The organism is Sphingobium sp. YR768 (genome assembly GCF_900111125.1).
Classification (GTDB): Bacteria; Pseudomonadota; Alphaproteobacteria; order Sphingomonadales; family Sphingomonadaceae; genus Sphingobium.
In genome coordinates this window covers 43,310-61,963 of record NZ_FOGE01000021.1, presented here as the reverse complement: position 1 = coordinate 61,963, position 18,654 = coordinate 43,310, and the positions used below count along the sequence as shown (strand labels likewise).

Below are 18,654 nucleotides of genomic sequence, written 5' to 3'. Positions count from 1 at the left end.
GCTGATGTCATCCAACTGGACCGTCCTGCTGGACGGCACGAGCCTGCCCGACCGCAGCCTGATCGGCGGCAAGGCCTGGTCGATCGCGCGGATGCGGGGCATGGACCTGCCCGTGCCCCCGGCTTTCGTCATCACGACCGCGGCCTGCAACGCCTATCTGGCGCAGGGCGATTTCCCCGAAGGGCTGGAGGCGGAGATCGAAGCCGGCTTGCAATGGCTAAACGCCGCCACCGGCCGCCACTTCGGCGGCGCGGACCAGCCGCTGCTGCTCTCCGTCCGCTCCGGTGCCGCCATTTCCATGCCCGGCATGATGGATACGGTGCTGAACCTGGGCATCGACGATGCGGCGGAAAGCGCGCTCGCCGCCGAATCCGGTCTGCCGGATTTTGCCCGCGACACGCATCGTCGCTTCCTCGAACTCTATGCCTCGATCGTGCTGAAGATGCCAGTCGAGCTGAATCATGATGCCGACCCGGCCGACTGGCGCGCGCAGGTCGATGTGCCCGCCACCCCGCGAGAATGCCTGACCGGCGCCGTCCGTGCCGTGTTCGACAGCTGGAACACGCGCCGCGCGAAGAAATATCGCGAGCATAATGGGATCCCGCACGACATGGGCACCGCCGTCACCATTCAGGCGATGGTATTCGGCAATCTGGACGATCGCAGCGGCACCGGCGTATTGTTCAGCCGCAATCCGCTGACCGGCGAAGCCTTGCCCTATGGCGAATATCTGCCCCGTGCGCAGGGGGAGGATGTCGTGTCCGGCAAGTTCACGCCGCTCGCGCTCGACGCTATGCGTGACCTCGATCCGGCCGCCCATGCCGCGCTGCTCGACGCCACCGCCCGGCTGGAGCGCGAGCATCGCGACATGCAGGATATCGAATTTACGGTGCAGAGCGGCACCCTCTATCTGCTTCAGGCCCGATCGGCCAAGCGCGCGCCCGACGCGGCGGTGCGGGCGGCGGTGGAGATGGTCGACGAAGGCCTGATCGATATCGACCAGGCGCTGTCCCGCGTCAGCTCCGAACAGGTGCGCGCGTTACTCCTTCCGCGTCTGGGCATCGGCGCGCAGGATGCCGCCATCGTCGCGCAGGGGGAGGGGGCCTGTCCGGGTGTCGCCTGCGGCACGGTCGTCACCGATCCCGACGAAGCCGAACGGCGCGCCGCTGCTGGCGAGGCGGTGATCCTGGTCCGCGCGACCACCAGCCCCGACGATATCCATGGCATGATCGCAGCGAAGGCGGTGGTGACGGAGCAAGGTGGTTCCACATCTCACGCCGCCGTCGTCAGCCGCGCGCTCGGCCGTCCCTGCATAGTCGGTGTCGGCGACGGGAAGGGGCCGCAGCCCGGCGCCCTCGTCACCGTCGATGGCGAAACGGGCCGCGTCTATGCCGGTGAATTGCCGGTCGAAATGCCTGACGAAGCTGACGACGCCCGGCTCGCCCAGTTGATCGAATGGGCGCGGGCGCGCAGCCCGGTGCGCGTCCTGCGCCCGGCCGACGCAGCGGGGATCGACGGGGTGGTCGATATCGACGCGCTCTGGTCGGGCGGCGAGCCGGGCGAACTGCCGGCGCTGCTGCATGGCGCAGCCGCCGCGCGCGGCGCGACGCTCGCCAATCCCGACACCGCCCGCATTGCGCGTGCGCAAGGGGTGCGGACCATTGTGACCGAGCCGGTGCTGCCCGCGCTGCTCGCCTTGCTGGGGGAAGCCGCATGACCGATATCATCACCGACACGCGCGCCCTGTTGCGCCTGTTCCGCCAGTCCGGCTATGCCGACATCCATCTGCGCTCCGGCGATTATGAATTGTTCGTCGCCAGGCCGGGCGGCGGGGCCAACCCGCTTCACGCGCCGGTCGCGGTAGAGGCTCCACCTGCGCCACCAGCCGTCGTCCCGGTAGAAACGGCCAAGGTCGAACACCTCGTAGCCGCCCCGCATATCGCCTCCTTCGTGTCTGCGCTGGCGGTGGGCAGTGCCGTGGCGGCGGGCGATTCAGTGGCGCGGATTGAATTGCTCGGTGAACCGATCGACCTCTGCGCCGATCAAGCGGGCCTCGTCACGGAAGTTCTGGCAGAACCCGGCGCCCTGATCGAATATGCCGCCCCACTGGTCCGTCTGCTGGCGGCATAACCGAAGCGGAGAACACCGCGCCTTACGTCGCCGTAGGGGCTGCATCACGGATTGAGGCCTTTTGAGAGCTGATCAGGATGGCCAGCAAACCAACGCCCGATGCCGCAGCGCCCGCGATCGAGACGAAGGGAAGCGGCAACCCTGCCGCAATAACGCCGCCGCCCAGTGCCGCACCGATGGCATTACCCAGATTGAAGGCGCCGATGTTCATCGACGACGCCAGATTGGGCGCATCGGCGGCCGCGCTCATCACCCGCACCTGGAGTGGTGGCACGAGCGCGAAGCTGGCAATGCCCCACAGGAAGATCAGCATCGCTGTTGGCCCGGCAAAGGGCATGGCACAGGCGAAAGCGACCAGAATGACCGTCAGCGCGGCGAGCGTCACGATTAATGTCCTGTCGACCGACCGGTCGGCAAAGCGTCCGCCCAGCCAGTTGCCGATGGTCAGGCCCACGCCGTAGAGCACCAGCATGGCGGTCACGAAAGTGATCGAGCCATGCGTCTGCTCGCGCAGGATCGGCGTGATGTAGGTGAAGACGGTGAACATGGCGCTGGCTCCGACGACGGTAAGCCCCAGCGCTGCCAGCACCGGTCCGCGCATCAGCACGCGCAGTTCGGACCGCGCATCGCCTTCGGTCGGGGCCGGCATGTTCGGCAGGGTCAGGCGCAGCGCGATTATGGTCAGGACGCCCAGCGCGGCAATGCCCCAGAAGGCGGAGCGCCAGCCCATGACTTCGCCAGCCCAGGTCGCCAGCGGCACGCCGACGACATTGGCGATCGTCAGCCCCATGAACATGGCGGCAACCGCGCCCGCCTGCCGCTGGGGCGGGACCAGACTGGCGGCGACAATCGATCCGACGCCGAAGAAAGCGCCATGATTGAGCGAAGTGATGATCCGCGCGAACAGCAGCATGGCATAGCTGCTGGAGAGCGCCGCGATCAGATTGCCGACCGCGAAAATGGCGGCAAGACCGATCAGCAAGGTGCGACGTGGCAACCGGCCGGTAGTCAGCGTCATCAAAGGCGCGCCCAGCATCACACCGATGGCATAAGCGCTGATCAACAGGCCGGCAGCAGGAATGGAAACGCCCAGATCGGTGGCGATGACGGGCAACAGGCCCATTGGCGCAAATTCGGTGACGCCGATGCCAAAGGCGCCGGCCGCCAGAGCGAGAAGGGGGGGATTGATCTTCATGATGTTTCTCTCGTCAAACGAGCGGCGGGTTCAGACGGGCGAAGCCGGCCTGCTGATGATAGGGGGCATAGGGATAAGCCGGCATCTGATAGCTGGCCTGATCGAGCCGGGCGATCTGGTCGCGGGTCAGCGCCCAGCCGACGGCGCCCAGATTCTGACGAAGCTGTTCTTCGTTGCGCGCGCCGATGATGACCGACGAGACAGTCGGCCTTTGCAGCAGCCAGTTGAGCGCGACCTGCGGCACCGTCTTGCCGGTTTCCGCCGCAATCTCGTCCAGTGCATCGACGACGCGGTACAGATGTTCATCCTCCACCGGCGGAGCGAAGGCGGCGGTCTGGTGCAGGCGGCTGCCATCGGGGATCGGGCTGCTGCGCCTTATCTTGCCGGTCAGGCGTCCCCAGCCGAGCGGGCTCCACACCAGCGCGCCCACGCCCTGATCGGCGGCAAGCGGCATCAGATCGGCCTCATAGGCGCGGCCGATCAGCGAATAATAGACCTGATGCGCCACGAAACGCGGCCAGCCATGGCGATCCGCCACGTCCAGCGTCTTCATCAACTGCCAGCCGGGATAGTTGGAGACGCCGACATGACGCAGTTTTCCGGCGCGGACCAACTGGTCGAGCGTCGCCAGCAATTCCTCCACCGGGGTCGAGGCATCGAAAGCGTGGAGTTGCAGCAGGTCGATATGGTCGGTGCCGATCCGCTGGAGAGCAGCCTCCACGCCGCCGATCAGCCGGTCGCGTGATACGCCCCAGTCGTTGGGGCCTTCACCGGTCGGCAGGCCCAGCTTGGTGGATATCAGCACCCGATCGCGCCGTCCCCTGATCGCCGCGCCCAGCACCTCCTCTGACGCGCCGTTCGAATAGACGTCGGCGGTGTCGAACAGGGTGATGCCGGCGTCCAGGCATATGTCGATCAGACGTCGGGCTTCTTGGGCATCGCTGTTGCCCCAGGCGCCGAATAAAGGCCCCGAACCTCCGAAGGTGCCGGTGCCAAAGCTCAGCGCCGGCACGCGCAGGCCTGAGGTTCCTAATTGCCGATATTCCACCGTCATCCCTTTCCATTCTGTGATAGGCGCATAGATGGAGTGGAAGGATGCCGCCGTTTAGTGGGCTGTCAGGCGAAGGATCTTTGCAATGGATGAAAAGACGCTCTTCCATACGGACCGGGCACGGGCATTGGAAACCTTCGCGGCCGTGGTTGCCGAAGGGAGTTTCTCGGCTGCCGGCCGGGTGCTGGGCCTCACCCCTTCGGCGGTCAGTCGCGCGGTCGACCGGATCGAGGATCGATTGGGGGTTCGGTTGCTGCTGCGCTCCACCCGTGCTCTGACGCTGACGGCCGAGGGCCAGGCCTATCTCAGTAGCGCGCGACGCATATTGGCCGACCTGGATGAGGCGGAGCAGGCGATCGCCGATCGGGGTGCTCCGCGCGGACGATTGCGGGTGAGTGCGGCCCATTCCCATGGTCGGCTATGTATCGTGCCCTTGCTAGGCGAGTTTGCCCAACTTTATCCGCATATATTGGTCGACATCAGCCTCAGCGACCGGCTGGTTGACATTGCCGGCGGCCAGGCCGATGTCGCGATCCGCTTCGGGCCGCTCGCCGACAGCCCGTTGACGGCCCGCAAGCTGGGCGAGAATGGTCGTGTCATCGTCGCTTCGCCAGCCTATCTGGAACGCCATGGCACGCCGATCATCCCGGAGGATCTGCACAGCCATAATTGCCTGAACTTCAATTTTCGACGGGCCGAACCGGTCTGGCCTTTCCGCAAGGAAGGCCTCGATTATGCGCTGAGCGTCCGCGGCACGATCGAGGCCAATAATGGCGAGACGCTTGGGCAGCTTGCGGCGGACGGCGTCGGCATTACCCGCGTTGGTCGGTTCAGCGTCCAACCCGAACTTGCTTCCGGTCAGCTGGTGCCGGTTTTGGAAGCCTATAATCCGGGTGACGTGGAAACTATTCATGCCGTCTTTCTGGGCGGCGCCAATGTGCCCGCTCGCCTTCGGGTATTTGTGGATTTCCTGGGTGCGAGATTGAATTTACACGGGGATGATATGCGCCTTTGATGAAGAAGGGCGGCCGACCATAATGTCGGCACCGGTGCAGGGCGGCCGCTTCACTCTTTACCGGACCGCAAGCATGACCACGCTGTGCGGCGGCAAAGTCACCAAAAGGCTATCGGGTGAGAGTGTCGCGCCGTCGAACGCCACCGGCCGCACTACGTCCGGTGATCCGAAATCATTGTGGGACTGGATATCGGGCGCGGTCAGGATGCGCCCTTCCACCATGGAGGCCTGCACGCCTTCGAGTTTCGCCGTCACGGTCGCGGACCGGTTGGGATCGGTGTTGGTCAGGGCGATATAGACCTGCCCCGCCTTGCTGCGTGCCGCCGCCGCGCTGACCGCCGGCACGGTCCATTGATCCTTGTTGTACCAGGGTGACGCCAGATCGAGTGGCAGGAAGGTGGCGTCCTGAAACGGCTTGTACATGTCGAACACATGATAGGTGGGCGTCAGCACCATCTGATCATCTTTCGTCAGGATCATCGCCTGAAGTACGTTGATCATCTGGGCGATGTTGGTCATGCGCACCCGGTCGGCATGGCGGGCGAACAGATTGATGTTGAGCGCGGCGATGATCGCGTCGCGCATGCTGTTCTGCTGATAGAGGAAGCCGGGGTTGGTGCCTGGCTCCACATCGGTCCAGATGCCCCATTCATCGACGGCCAGATTGACCCGCTTTTCCGGATCATATTTGTCCATGATCGCGCCGTGCTTTTCCAGCAACTCCTCCATGACGAGGGTGCTGACGAGCGTGCGGGCATAGTCGGTTTCGGTGAATTGGGTGGCCGATCCCTTCACCTTTCCGCGTGTCGGATGGGTGTAATAGTGCAGGCCGATGCCATCGATAGACTTGCCGGCCCCGCGCATCATCACGTCGGTCCAGTCATAGTCGCGGCTGTTGGCGCCGCTGGCGATCTTGAGGATTTTCGTGCCGCGCGGCGATTTCACGAAGGTTGCGTAACGGCGGGTGACATCGGCGGCATAATCGGCGCGCATATTGCCGCCGCAGCCCCATAGCTCATTGCCGATGCCGAACATCGGCAGCTTCCATGGCGCCTTGCGACCATTCTTCGCCCGTTCGTCCGCTAGCGTGCCGGCGGGCGCGGTCATATATTCGACCCATTCGGCCATTTCCGCAGGCGTGCCGTTGCCGACATTGCCGGACACATAGGCCTCCGCTCCGATCAGTTCGGCGAAATCCATGAATTCATGCGTGCCGAAACTATTGGGTTCGGTCACGCCGCCCCAATGGGTGTTGATCTTGGTCGGGCGCCGATTGCGCGGGCCGATTCCTTCGCGCCAATGATATTCATCGGCGAAACAGCCGCCGGGCCAGCGGACCAGCGGCACGGCCAGCGCCTTCAGCGCCGCGACCACATCATTGCGATAACCGCGCGTATTGGGGATTTTCGATCCCGGCCCGACCCAGAGGCCGCCATAGATGCCATAGCCCAGATGCTCGGCGAACTGGCTGAATATCCGGCGGTCGATGATCGCGCCGGGCTTGTCGGCATGCAGCGTGGCGCTGGCGGTCAAGGCCGTGGCGGCTGGCGCGCTGGCCTGCGCCGATAGGGGGGAGGGCGCGGTCATGACCGCCGCCGTTAACAGCGCGATGGACAATATCAGGCGATTTTTCATTCGATCCTCTCCCTTGTTCTTTCAGGCCTTTCTGAGCGATTCCACGATCGCCGCTATGTCGCGATGCCCTTCCCCCGCCGCGTCGGCGTCGACAAAACGCTGCCGCGCCGCCTGCGCGATGGCAGACTGTATGCCGACATCGGCGAGCGCCTGCGCGGCATAGCCCAGATCCTTGGCCATCAACGGCACGAGGAAATGGGGGGCATAGTCACGGTCGAGCATGCGGCGGCCCACGCCCTTCACCATCGGGCTGGCGGGTGCGCCGTCGAAGAGGATGGACATGGCCTGCTCTACATCAAGGCCATGCTTTTCGAACAGCGCGATGGCTTCGGCGAGGCTGGCCGCCTGTACGCCGCACAGAAAATTATTGGCGAGCTTGACCGTCGCCGCGCTGCCGACCGGACCAAGATGGACGATGGCGCCCCCCATCGCCTCCAGCGCGGGGCGCGCGGCGGCGAGCGCATCCGCCTCGCCACCGACCAGAAACCGCAATTGCCCCTGTGCGGCCTGATCGCGGCTGCCGGTGACGGGGGCTTCGATGAAGCGGACGCCCTGTGCTGCGGCTTCGCGCGCCAGTTCGAACACCCAGTCGCCGGTCAATGTGCTGGATTCGACGGCGACCGCCCCCGGCTTCATCGCGGGCAGCGCGCCATCTTCTCCGGTCCAGATCGCGCGCGACACGCTATCATCGGCCAGCATCGCGACGACGATGTCCGCGTCGATGGCGGCATCAGCGGGCGTAGCAGCCACGCGCGCGCCGGCATCGCCCAGTGCCTCGGCTTTTTCGCGACTGCGGTTCCATACCGCCACGTCGAACCCGGCGGCGAGCAATTGCCGCGCCATGCCGGACCCCATGATGCCCAAACCCAGGACTGCAATCTTGTTCGTCATCCGATCACCTTGAAGCGCGAGAGAGCGGCCTCGTCGATTTCGAGGCCCAGGCCGGGAAGATTGTCGTCCAGATCGATATGGCCGTCCACCGCCTGTGGTTCGCCCTTGAAGATGTACCAGAACAGCTCGTTGCCGACCTCCACATCGACCATCGGGAAATATTCGGCGATGGGGCTGTTCAGGCTGGCCATCACGACATGATAATTATGCATCTGCCCGGCATGGGGAACGACGGGGATGGAATAAGCCTCAGCCAGCGCCTGGATCTTGCGGGCGGCGGTGATGCCGCCGACGCGATTGGTGTCGAACTGGAAATAGTCGAGCGACTTCGCCTCGATCATCTGGCGGAAACCATAGCTGGTGAATTCATGTTCGCCCGCCGCGATCGGCGTGGTGCCGAAGCGGCGCAGTTCATGATAGCCGTTGATGTCGTCGGGGATGATCGCCTCTTCCAGCCAGCGCAGGTTGAACGGTTCGATCAGGCGCATCATCCGCTTCGCATAATCGAGGCTCCAGCCCATATAGGCGTCGGCCATGATGTCGATTTCGTCGCCCACCGTTTCGCGCACGGTACGGATCAGCTCGACATTGCGGGCCATGCCTTCCGCCCCGTCGATCGGTCCCCAACCGAAGCGCAGTTTCATCGCCTTATAACCCTGCGCCTTGTAGTTGGCGGCTTCCTGCGCCAGCTCATCGAGCGGGATCGAATAGAGCCGGCTGGCATAGACCGGGATCTTCGCCTTGGTCCGGCCGCCGAGCAGGCGGAAGACGGGCTGCTTGGCGGCCTTGCCCATCAAGTCCCAGATCGCGATATCCAGCGCGGAGATCGCGACCAGCGCCACGCCCTTGCGCCCGAAGGCCATCGTTTTGCGATACATGTGCTGCCACAGGAATTCGCTGTCCCAAGGATTCTGGCCGATCAGCAAGGGGCTGAGATATTGGTCGATCAACTGTTTGGTGACGAGCGGCGCCAGCGCGGCGTTGCCGATGCCGACCAGCCCTTCATCCGTGAAAATTTCCACGATCAGCCAGCCGTGGAAGGTGAACGTCCCCATCGTTTCCGGCGACAGCATCGGCGACACCAGATCCATCGGGTTCGTGCAGAAATGCGGCGGCAGCGGGACTGTTTCGCCTTCCCACTGGACGACGCGGGTGCGGACTTCGGTGATTTTCAAGAGACGACCTTTCGGGAGAAGTTGAGGAGAGAAATGCGGGGGATGGTGAGGCAGATCAGCGCGAAGGCGATCAGGTGCAGGGTGGCCGCGACGGTCAGGACCGGCGTGTAGCCGAACCCGGCATCGAGCGCCCAACCGGCCGCCTGCCCCATGACGATGCCACCGAAGGCGCCGCCCAGACCGACGAGGCCAGCGAGACGGCCAAGCGCGCTGCGTGGGGCAAGGTCCGTCGGCAATGTCATGACCAGCGTCGACCAGCTTTGTTGCCCGAAGAAGGCGAGGCTGAAGATCGCGATGATGGCAGCGATCGACCCGGTCGTGGGCGCGAGCATGACCCAGGGCATGCAGGCGGCGCTAAGCCCCAGGGCGATCTTGCGCGCGGCGTCGACCGATCGGCCGGCGGACAGGAGGCGGCTGGAGAGCCAGCCACCGCACAGGCTGCCCACGCCGGAGGCCGCATAGGGTATCCAGCCGATCGTCGCGGCCTGTTTCAGGTCGAAGCCATGCGCTTCGAACAGATATTTGGGCAGCCAGAAGAGGTAGAAATACCAAGCCCCGTCGCTCAGAAATTTGGCGGCGACCAGACCCCGCACTTCCCGGCGCGACAGCAGCATCGCGATGGTGGGCGCAGGCCCCTCCGCGTCGCGCGTGTCTGTGTCCAGAGGCGGTGGCGAGCGATAGGTTGCAAACCACCAGAGCGCCCAGGCGAGGCCGAAGCCGCCAGTGATGAAGAAGACCCAGCGCCAGCTCGACAGGCCGAACCAGTCGCCATAGGCCAATATGCCCGCGATCAGTGGCGGGGCGATCACCGCGCCGACTGCCGTCCCGGCATTGACCAGCCCCATGGCGGCGGCGCGACGCTGCGGCGGGAACCATTCGGCGATGGCGCGGGTCGCAGCGGGAAAACCGCCACCTTCGCCCACGCCCAGCAATAACCGGCTGACCACCAGCGCCGCTATGCCACCGGCAAGCCCATGACTGGCGCAGGCGAGCGACCAGAAGATCATGATCGCCAGAAAGCCCCTGCGCGTCCCCACCCGATCCAGCAGCCAGCCACCGCCCAGATACATGAGGCCATAGGTGGCGAGGAAAGCGGAATCGAGGAAAGCCTTGGTCTGGTTGCCGATCGGAATGTCGGCCTCGATATATTTGATCGCCCAGGGCAGCGTCTGCCGATCGAGATAGCTGATGGCGATGGCGACGGTAATCATCGCCGCGATCGCCCAGCCCCCCCGATGGGCCGTCGCCCGCGCCAGTGTCATGGCCTCCATCTCTTGCCCTTACTGGCCGTCGAGGACGATCAGGGCGACGCCTTGACGCGGCAGACGCAGGTCGACGCTGGCGCCGCCGCGCTGGCCCGTCTCGACGGGCAGCGTTTCCGCGTGCATGACCGAAGCGGCCTCCAGTTGCTTATACTGATCCTGATTGGGCGACTGGGGCGATCCCATCTTTTTCCAGGCCGAAAAGGCGTTGGCATGATCGCCATCGACCCGCCACAGCTTGGCCTGTGCGGGCTTGCCCTTGATCCCGTTCAGGCTGAGCCTGATCTGGGCGTCCGGCCCGGCGACATCATCGTCATGATAATGCCAGACGAGCAGCGCGACCTTGCCGTCGGCGGTGCGGGTGGCGATGGAGCCGATATCGGCATCCCCCTGCACGCCATTCTTCATCAGCGTGTCGAGCGGCACCTGCGCACTGTTGGTGGTCGCCAGCTTCGTTTCGCCCAATTGCGCAAACAGGCGGAAGACGTTGAGCACCGGCAGGTCCACGCCGTTGGTCGATAGCTGGCGATAGCCCGCAAACCAGGGCTGGTCCTCAAATTCGAAGGACCAGGACACGACGCCCTCCAGATTGACCTTCCGCTTTTCAGCCAGTTCCCAGATGCGCGCGAAGCTGGCGGCGGTGTAGCTGCTATACATGGTGCCGTTGCGATAGGCGTTGGCCGGCCCCGGACAGGCGGCGCACCCTTCAGGGTCGCTCTCGCCGATCACGACCGGCTTGCCGGCGAGCGAGGGGATCGACAGGACTTTGGTAAAGCCGCCATCGGTTTCGCGCAGATGGGTGGCAATGCCCATGCGGACATGACCGTCGACGAAGGTCGGCTTGCCCTTGGCATGGAAGGACAGAAAGTCGGTCGGCGTGCCGGTTTCACCGGTCGCATAATTTTTGCGGGAAGAGACGTGCTTCAGGAAGCCGTCCATGAAGGTGCCGCCCGGCCCGGCAACATCCGGTCCGCCGACGCGCGCGGTCGGCAATGCCTTGCGCACGGCGGCGATGGCATAATCATGCAGCTTGTAGAATTCCTCGGGACTGCCGGTCCAGTAGAAGGGCGAGTTCGGTTCGTTCCAGACCTCGAAATACCATTTCTCGACCTCGGCCCGGCCATAGCGTTCGATATTGTGGAGCGTCCATTGATGGATCAGTTCCGCCCATTTCTCATAATCTTTGGGCGGATAGGTCCAGCCCGTGGCGATCAGATTATAGTCGAAGCCGGGACGCCAGCTATGGCGATAGGGTGTGCCCGCCGGGGCGTTGGCCATCGCTTCGGGAGTGAAGCCGATCTGGAGATAGGGGCGGATGCCCTCCGCCAGATAGGCGTCGATGATGCCGTCGACGGTCGCCCAGTTATAGACCGGCTTGCCGTCCTTCGTCTCGGTATAGGCGTTGGTGCTGCCCCATTTGAAGGCGGCGGTGCCATCGCCGCTGCTTAGAAGATTATGGGCGCGGAAATAGACCTGCCCCTTTTTCAGTTCGCCCAGCTCGACCAGCAATTTGCGGCCATCCTTCATGGTCGCATAATTGGGTTCGTCCGCGCCGAAGAAGCGCCAGACGGGCGGCAGCTTGCCCACGGCCTTGCCCGCGTCCACGCTGATCGCGACCTGTCTTGCGTCCTGCGCCCCGGCGCCCTGCGGCAGCGCCATCAGCACGGACAGCGAAGCGATCACCCTGGAAATCGTCATATGGCATCCTCTCGATAGGAACATTAGATCTTCGCCCTGAACCCGACGGCGAACGTGCGTGTGTAAAGAACGGTATCGCGCGGGTAGAGGCCGGGGTCGTTGAACGACGTCTGGTAGAGATTCTTCAATATGTTGGTCGCGTCGGCGACGATGGTGAAGTTGGGATTGACCTCATAGGAGAAGGACAGGTCAAGATTGCTGATCTGACCGTTGGTGATGAAGTTGGGATTGACGCCGGTGAAATGCAGCCCGGCATTATAGGTGTCGCGCCAGACATAGGAGGCGCGGGCGGAGAAGCCGCCCTTTTCATAGATGAAGGTGCCGGTGGCCGAATATTTCGACACATTCTGGAACGGGATGTCCATATAGCCGGTGACGCCGGGCAGGGGCGACAACGCCTTGTTCTTGCCGTCGATATAGGTGCCGTTGGCGCTGATGCCGATGCCGTCCAGCCAGCCTGGCAGGCCCTTGGGGAAGAAGGTGAAGCCGCCCTCTATCCCCTGCAACTTGCCGGACCCGGAATTTTCCGGCCGGGTGATCTGATAGACGCCATTGTCCGCGCCCAGATAGTCGATATCGAAATTGCTGGTGACGGACTGGATGAAGCCGGTGACGTCGCGGCGGAAGATGGTGGCGGTGATCGAACTGGACCGGTCGATATACCATTCCAGCGACAGGTCATAATTGTCCGACCGGATCGGCTTCAGATCGGCATTGCCGCTGGAACCACGGCCGAAGGGCTGTTGCCCCGGCACCGGCGGGGTCAGCGTCAATGCGGGGTTGAGCTGCGCGAAGCTGGGCCGGGTGATCGTCTTGCTGGCGGCGAAGCGCAGGAAGAGATTGTCCTTCAGCTTGTAGCGCAGCGCCAGGCTGGGGAGGATGTCGGTGCTCTTGTTGCGGATGGTGACGGGCGAGGTCGCGCCGCGCAGGACCAGAAAGGCGTTGGATGTGATGTCGGTGCGGATGACGCGCACGCCGATCTGGCCGTCCAGTCGGCCGACGTCGACATTGGCCTGACCATAGCCGGCATAATTTTTCTCTTCGATGTCGAAATGCTGGGTATCCTGAAACGCCGGATCGCCGGGGGCGAGGCCGAACAATTGGCGCAACGACCCGATATTGTTCAGCAGATAATCGGTGGTGGGAGACGCCCATTGCCGCACGAACTGGCGGGTGCCGGAGTAGAAATCGCCGGGCGTCACCGTCATCAGGCCGGGCAGACTCGCCGCTTTGATGCTGTAGCATCGGACCGCGCCGGTCGCCGAACAGTTGATCGTCTGGGTGAAGCTGTCGGACCTGGCGTCGCGCTTGCTGAGGCGAAGGCCGGCGTCGAGGCCCGAGAAGATCAGGAAGGGCGCGCGATAGGAAAGGTCGCCGCGCCAGGCCAGTTCCTTGCCATCGCCGATCGTGCGGGTGGTGGACAGGCGCGAGAGATAATAGCGCGATGGATCGGCCATATCGTCATTGGGCAGGGTGAAATGCGGCGCGCCCGATCCATCATTGAACACGGCGTCGGTGCGAGACGCAATGAAATCCACATCCAGATTATTGCCGACATCGGTCGCCTTGGACCGGGTGTAGGAAAATTCGGTCGCCGCCTTCCAGTCGCCGCTGGTCCAGTCCGCACCCAACGCGCCCTGCCAGCGATCGGCCTTATTCTGATAGGCGCCACCGAAATTGGCGACGCGGCCATTGGCGATACTGAGCGACTGGACCAGCTTCGTGTCGTCCACAAAGACTAGCGGCGACAATAAAGTGCCGTTCATCGACGTGAAATTCTGGTTGCTGTTGCCGCGTTCGCGATAGCCGTAGAACAGGCCGTCGGCGTGGATGGTCAGCCGGTCGTCCGGCGCCCATTGCAGCGTGGCGTTGACGGCCGGGCGGGTGCGCGTGCCGATCCGGTCGAAGGCGCCGATGACGTCGGTGCGGAACACTTTCGGATCGGTCGGACTGGTGCCGCGCGGGTCCAGCGGAACGCCCGGCGTATAAGGCGCGCGGCTATTGTCGAGATTATAGCCGAAATAGCCGCCGCTATAGATGGTTTCGTCGCGATAGCGGGTCTTGTGGTAGGAGAGGCTGACCAGCGCACCGATCTCGCCGATGCCGGTCGACCAGCGATTGCTGATCAGCGCGCTGGCATAGGGATCGATCTTGTCCGGCTGCTCGCTATAGACTTCGCGGCCCGCCAGCGCGAATTCGAAGCCCTTGAAGTCGAAGGGGCGGCGCGTGCGGACGTTGATCAGGCCGGCAATCCCGCCTTCCAGCTGATCGGCGGAGCGCGACTTGTAGACGTCCACGCCCGCGACGAGATCGGCCGGCACGTCCGCCAGCGACAGGGACCGGCCGGTGGTGCTGAAGATGTTTCGGCCGTTGACCAGCGTGACCACGTCGGGAAGGCCGCGGATCAGCACGGTCGCGGATTCCCCGCGGGCACGGGGCGACACCTGGATGCCGGGCACGCGCTGAAGCGCCTCGACCACATTATTGTCGGGCAGCTTGCCGATATCCTCGGCCACGACCGAGTCGACCAGTTGCTGGGCATTGCGCTTGATATTCTGCGCCGACGACAGGCTGGCGCGCATGCCGGTGACGATGATGTCGCCATCGCTCACATCCTTGGCATCCTGGCCGTCGCTGGTTTGCGCCAGTGCCGATTGCGCCGCCAGCAGTGCGAACATCGAGATGGACAGCTTCACTCCATTTTTCATCTTATATCCCCTCCGAGTCATTTTTATTTCTCATACTAGATGAAGAGATTTTGAAACCGTTTCAAGCCATAATTTGACGGAGTAATGGAGATTGGACGGTGCATCGGCAATTTTCCTCATACCAAATGCCCGAAATTGGCCGGATCAGGCTTGACGATCGGGGCGGCAGGGCTGACGAAAGCGGCATGACGCAAGCAGATGATCACCCGCTATCCCGCCCTTCCAGCCCGGCGCAGCGGGCGGTGCATGACCGGATCGCCCATGATCTGGGCATTGCCATTGTGGGTGGCCGCTACCAGCCGGGCGACATATTGCCGGGCGAAGAGCGCTACGCCGCGGAACAGGGCGTATCCCGCACCGCCTATCGCGAGGCTGTCCGCGTTCTTTCCGCCAAGGGGCTGGTCTATAGCCGAACCAAGAGCGGCACCCGCATCAACGACCGGTTGCGGTGGAACATGCTGGATCTGGACGTGCTCGCCTGGATGTTCGAGGCCGGGCCGACCGCCGAATTTCTCCGCGATATCTTCGAATTACGCATCGTGGTGGAACCGGCGGCCGCGCAGTTCGCGGCGCTGCGGCGCGACGGGCAGGATATTTCCCGCATGGGTCATGCATTGGAGGAAATGCGCCGTTTCGGCCTGCAAACTGCCGAGGGGCGTGCTGCGGATCAGAGCTTTCATCGCCTGATCCTGCACGCGACGCGCAACGAATCGCTCATCACGCTGGCCACGTCCGTAACTGCGGTGGTTGCCTGGACCACCCGCTTTGCCCGCGACGAGCGCAAGGAATCGCGCGATCCCATGCCCGACCATGATGCCGTGTTCGACGCGATCATGCGCGGCGAAGGCGAAGAGGCGCGGCTGAAGATGCTGGCCCTGATCCGCAACGCGTCGACTGATGCGGGCATGTTATAAGCAGCGTTGATCTATTTCTCATACTAGATTAGGGCCGTCAGCAACCCGGCGGCAAGCCTGCCTTCGCGCCCAACTTTAGCGGAACGGGATTTGCATGACGCTCAAAGGCCTACTCCCAACCGGCGCCCTGAGCCTGCTTGCCTTCGCGGCTGGCTGCTCCGGTCATTCGGCGCCCACCGATCAGGCCGATGCGGGCTGCGCCAGTCCCTCCGACGGATTGACGCTGCCGCCCGGCTTCTGTGCCGAGATTTTCGCGGACAAGCTTGGGCATGTCCGTCACATTGTGGCTGGGGCCGACGGCACCCTCTATGCCAATAGCGCACCCGATCGGGAGGATGGTCATATAGTGTCCGGCCTGATCCTGTTACAGGACCGGGATGGGGATGGCCGTGCCGATCATATCGAGCGCCCCTTCTCCGGCCAGACCGGCGGCACCGGCATTGCGCTCGATCATGACAGGCTGTTTCTGGAGAATGGCGATCATATCCTGCGTTACCGGCTGGATGGGACCACGCACAGGCCCATGGGTGCGGCCGATCACGTGGTCGTCGGATTGCCCAGCGGTGGCGATCATGACAGCCACAGCATCGCGCTACGCGCCGATGGCAGCCTGTTCGTCAACAGCGGCAGCGCCACCAACGCCTGCCAGGTCGACAATCGACAGAGCGGATCGTCGGGCCAGACGCCCTGTACCGAAAAGGCGCTGCGCGCTGGCATCTGGCGCTTCGATGCTGCTGGCACGGGACAGCGCTTTGGCCCTGCCGCGCGTTTCGCGTCGGGTATCCGCAATGCCGTCGGCCTTACGGTCGATGGCGCTGGGCGGCTGTTCGCGACCCAGCATGGGCGCGATCAACTGCACGAAAATTGGAGCCATCTCTATTCGGCGAAGCAAGGGCAGGAACTGCCGGCAGAGGAGTTGATCGAAGTCGCTGCGGGCGCCGATTATGGATGGCCGGAATGCTATTATGACCCCGCCGCCCGGCGTCTGGTGCTGGCCCCCGAATATGGTGGCGATGGTGGAACGGCGGTCGGTGTTTGCGCGGCGCGGCGCGGGCCGGTCGCCGCCTTCCCCGCCCACTGGGCGCCCAACGCTGTCGCATTCTATACAGGAACGCTGTTCCCGACCCGCTATCGGGATGGCGCCTTCATCGCCTTCCATGGCTCATGGAACCGGGCGCCGGGACCGCAACAAGGCTTCAACATCATCTTCCAGCCGATGGAAAATGGCCGCGCTTCTGGAAAATATATATTGTTCGCGGATGGTTTCGCCGGACCGGAGCGCGCCAGCGGCAAGGCGAATTATCGGCCGACCGGCCTGGCGATCGGGCCGGATGGATCGCTCTATGTCTCGGACGACAAGCAGGGGCGTATCTGGCGTATCCGCTATCGGGGCGACAAGGCAGCGGCCCTGATCGCGGCCAAGGCGGCAGAAGCAGGACAGGTTTTGGCCAGCGAGGGAAAAAGCGAAGGGCAGGCTAAGGCCGACTCCGCAAAGATCGCGCTGGGCCGCCGCCTCTATGCAGGGGAGATTGCCGGTGCGCCTTGCGCCGGCTGTCATGGCTCGGCAGGGGAGGGGACGCCCGTCGGCCCGAACCTTGCCGACCGGCAATGGCTGTGGGGCAATGGTAGCGTGGCCGATATTCGCGCCACTATCGTCAAGGGGGTGGCCCGGCCCAAACGCTTCCCGGCGCCCATGCCGCCAGCTGGTGGCGCATCGCTGACGAATGATCAGGCGGATGCGATTGCGGCCTATATCGGGTCGTTGGCAGAGGGCAGGTAAAAAGGCTTTCGGGCCCGCGGTCGACTGGCGGATGCCCAGCGACTGTCATCTGGCAGCGCCTCATATTGCAAGGGCTGAAGCTTGCTGGTCATGCCGCCCCTGATGCGGTCGATCAGACGCCTGAAATCCCTCCGTTCAACCCGTAGCCCCAATGCGGTGCAACGGGCCTTGGGATGGTGCGCGCTCAGCGCCCGTTGAAGCTGGCCCTGCCATCATTCGCACGGGCATGCCCCGTTCGCTCCCGCCTCAGATCAGCGGTTCGGCCTCAAGCGTGATAAATTTGCAATAATCAATGAAATTGTCTGCGGTCAACACTGTTTAATTTAATGGTTAATGAAATTACAGTGATAAATATTCTGGACTCTCATTGAATTGATATGCAGAAATATTCGTTGTTAAAGAGAATCGTTTTCAAGAAAACTGAATAAATCTGAATATGATCCAGAAATATGGATTGTATATTTTGGATAATTTGGACGATTATTTAACAACAAATTCTGATCGTTATAGAATGAGGAGGTGGATATGAAAATCGCCGACAAGTTACTTTCGATCGATGACTTCAGGCGCCTGGGCGCATTGAAGATTTACAGTCCCACCGCGCTTGTCGCCTTCACGCAATCGCATGAGGTCGACCCCGATGCGCAAGGCGACCCGGTCCCCGGCGCGCGCAGCTTCCGGATCGAGGAGTTGTTCAGCGCCCGCACGAAATTCCTTCGCCAACTCTGGCTCGCGCGTCAGCCCGGCGTTCTTCCGATGGAGATGATGCAGCGATTTGCCCTCCTCGTTGCGCAGGAGGTCGTCAAACGGCTGGCATTTGAGGGGACGCTCAGCGACATTCGCCTGACCGCTGCTTTGGCTGCGCAGGCGCAATATCTTGCCGGGACAAATAATGCCCGCTCGGTTGAACCGCTGCGCGCCGCCGTCCGGCAGGCCGTGCTCGACCATAGCCTTCATGCCAGCGATCGGGCAGCAGCGGGCTGTAGCAGCGTCTATGACGCGCTGGACCCGAACGGCTATGAGGCCGGCGCCGGTGCGGCCTTTCATTATCTGGAGCTGTTTCCCGGCGGGGGCGCGGACGACTGGCTGCGCGCGCATCTGCTGACGCTCATCCGCGCCGCCTGATTTTCGCGACATCGTCGCTTCTTTTCCGATCCGGTTCTCGCCGGAGCCTTTTTTGCGCATTTTTCCTGGGAGCAG

At 63.4% G+C, this 18,654-nt stretch carries 14 protein-coding genes; 6 read left to right on the top strand and 8 right to left on the bottom strand.

Features of this window, described 5'->3' with window-relative positions; genetic code table 11:
- Positions 1 to 4: 4 nt before the first annotated feature.
- Positions 5 to 1,717, top strand: coding sequence for a pyruvate, phosphate dikinase (locus BMX92_RS19595; RefSeq protein ID WP_093019645.1), 1,713 nt, complete (start codon positions 5 to 7; stop codon positions 1,715 to 1,717).
- Entirely contained in the window at positions 1,714 to 2,130 is a 417-nt protein-coding gene (locus BMX92_RS19590) for a biotin/lipoyl-containing protein (RefSeq protein WP_093019643.1), read from the top strand. Before BMX92_RS19595 ends, BMX92_RS19590 begins: the two co-directional genes overlap by 4 nt.
- A 22-nt stretch (positions 2,131 to 2,152) precedes the next feature.
- Here the strand turns inward: BMX92_RS19590 and BMX92_RS19585 are convergent, their stop codons facing one another.
- Positions 2,153 to 3,325: an MFS transporter gene (locus tag BMX92_RS19585; protein ID WP_093019641.1), complete on the bottom strand. Its 1,173-nt coding sequence runs from the start codon at positions 3,323 to 3,325 to the stop codon at positions 2,153 to 2,155.
- Positions 3,326 to 3,338: 13 nt separating this feature from the next.
- Positions 3,339 to 4,373: an aldo/keto reductase gene (locus BMX92_RS19580; protein WP_093019693.1), complete on the bottom strand. Its 1,035-nt coding sequence runs from the start codon at positions 4,371 to 4,373 to the stop codon at positions 3,339 to 3,341.
- Between the two features lie 88 nt (positions 4,374 to 4,461).
- Between BMX92_RS19580 and BMX92_RS19575 the strand changes: the two genes are divergently transcribed.
- A complete protein-coding gene (locus tag BMX92_RS19575) occupies positions 4,462 to 5,391 on the top strand; it encodes a LysR family transcriptional regulator (RefSeq protein ID WP_093019639.1) in 930 nt (309 codons plus the stop codon).
- Between the two features lie 57 nt (positions 5,392 to 5,448).
- On the opposite strand, the gene BMX92_RS19570 is transcribed toward BMX92_RS19575, so the two are convergent.
- Genes BMX92_RS19570 through BMX92_RS19545 form a run of 6 tightly spaced genes read right to left on the bottom strand, consistent with a single transcriptional unit; the run spans position 5,449 to position 14,760 of the window.
- Positions 5,449 to 7,026 carry an alpha-N-arabinofuranosidase gene (locus BMX92_RS19570; protein WP_177185156.1) on the bottom strand — a complete coding sequence of 526 codons (1,578 nt, stop codon included), beginning with the start codon at positions 7,024 to 7,026 and terminating at the stop codon, positions 5,449 to 5,451.
- 21 nt (positions 7,027 to 7,047) lie between these two features.
- Positions 7,048 to 7,917, bottom strand: coding sequence for an NAD(P)-dependent oxidoreductase (locus BMX92_RS19565; RefSeq protein WP_093019637.1), 870 nt, complete (start codon positions 7,915 to 7,917; stop codon positions 7,048 to 7,050).
- Entirely contained in the window at positions 7,914 to 9,092 is a 1,179-nt protein-coding gene (locus tag BMX92_RS19560; RefSeq protein WP_093019635.1) for an L-rhamnonate dehydratase, read from the bottom strand. Before BMX92_RS19560 ends, BMX92_RS19565 begins: the two co-directional genes overlap by 4 nt.
- Positions 9,089 to 10,363 (bottom strand): MFS transporter, encoded by a 1,275-nt coding sequence (locus BMX92_RS19555; RefSeq protein ID WP_256213517.1) that lies wholly within the window; start codon positions 10,361 to 10,363, stop codon positions 9,089 to 9,091. The genes BMX92_RS19560 and BMX92_RS19555 overlap by 4 nt, the downstream gene beginning before the upstream one ends.
- 9 nt (positions 10,364 to 10,372) lie before the next feature.
- Positions 10,373 to 12,052 (bottom strand): GH39 family glycosyl hydrolase, encoded by a 1,680-nt coding sequence (locus tag BMX92_RS19550; RefSeq protein ID WP_093019633.1) that lies wholly within the window; start codon positions 12,050 to 12,052, stop codon positions 10,373 to 10,375.
- 23 nt (positions 12,053 to 12,075) lie between these two features.
- Positions 12,076 to 14,760 carry a TonB-dependent receptor gene (locus BMX92_RS19545; RefSeq protein WP_093019631.1) on the bottom strand — a complete coding sequence of 895 codons (2,685 nt, stop codon included), beginning with the start codon at positions 14,758 to 14,760 and terminating at the stop codon, positions 12,076 to 12,078.
- Between the two features lie 185 nt (positions 14,761 to 14,945).
- Here BMX92_RS19545 and BMX92_RS19540 point away from each other — a divergent pair, with 185 nt between their 5' ends.
- From BMX92_RS19540 to BMX92_RS19530, 3 genes are all read left to right on the top strand, one after another.
- The gene (locus tag BMX92_RS19540; protein WP_093019687.1) at positions 14,946 to 15,674 is read left to right on the top strand and encodes a FadR/GntR family transcriptional regulator; all 729 of its coding nucleotides are present in this window, start codon (positions 14,946 to 14,948) and stop codon (positions 15,672 to 15,674) included.
- A gap of 94 nt (positions 15,675 to 15,768) precedes the next feature.
- Positions 15,769 to 17,454, top strand: a complete 1,686-nt coding sequence (locus tag BMX92_RS19535; RefSeq protein WP_093019629.1) for a PQQ-dependent sugar dehydrogenase — start codon at positions 15,769 to 15,771, stop codon at positions 17,452 to 17,454.
- A gap of 525 nt (positions 17,455 to 17,979) precedes the next feature.
- Entirely contained in the window at positions 17,980 to 18,579 is a 600-nt protein-coding gene (locus BMX92_RS19530; protein WP_093019627.1) for a hypothetical protein, read from the top strand.
- The last annotated feature ends 75 nt before the right edge of the window (positions 18,580 to 18,654 follow it).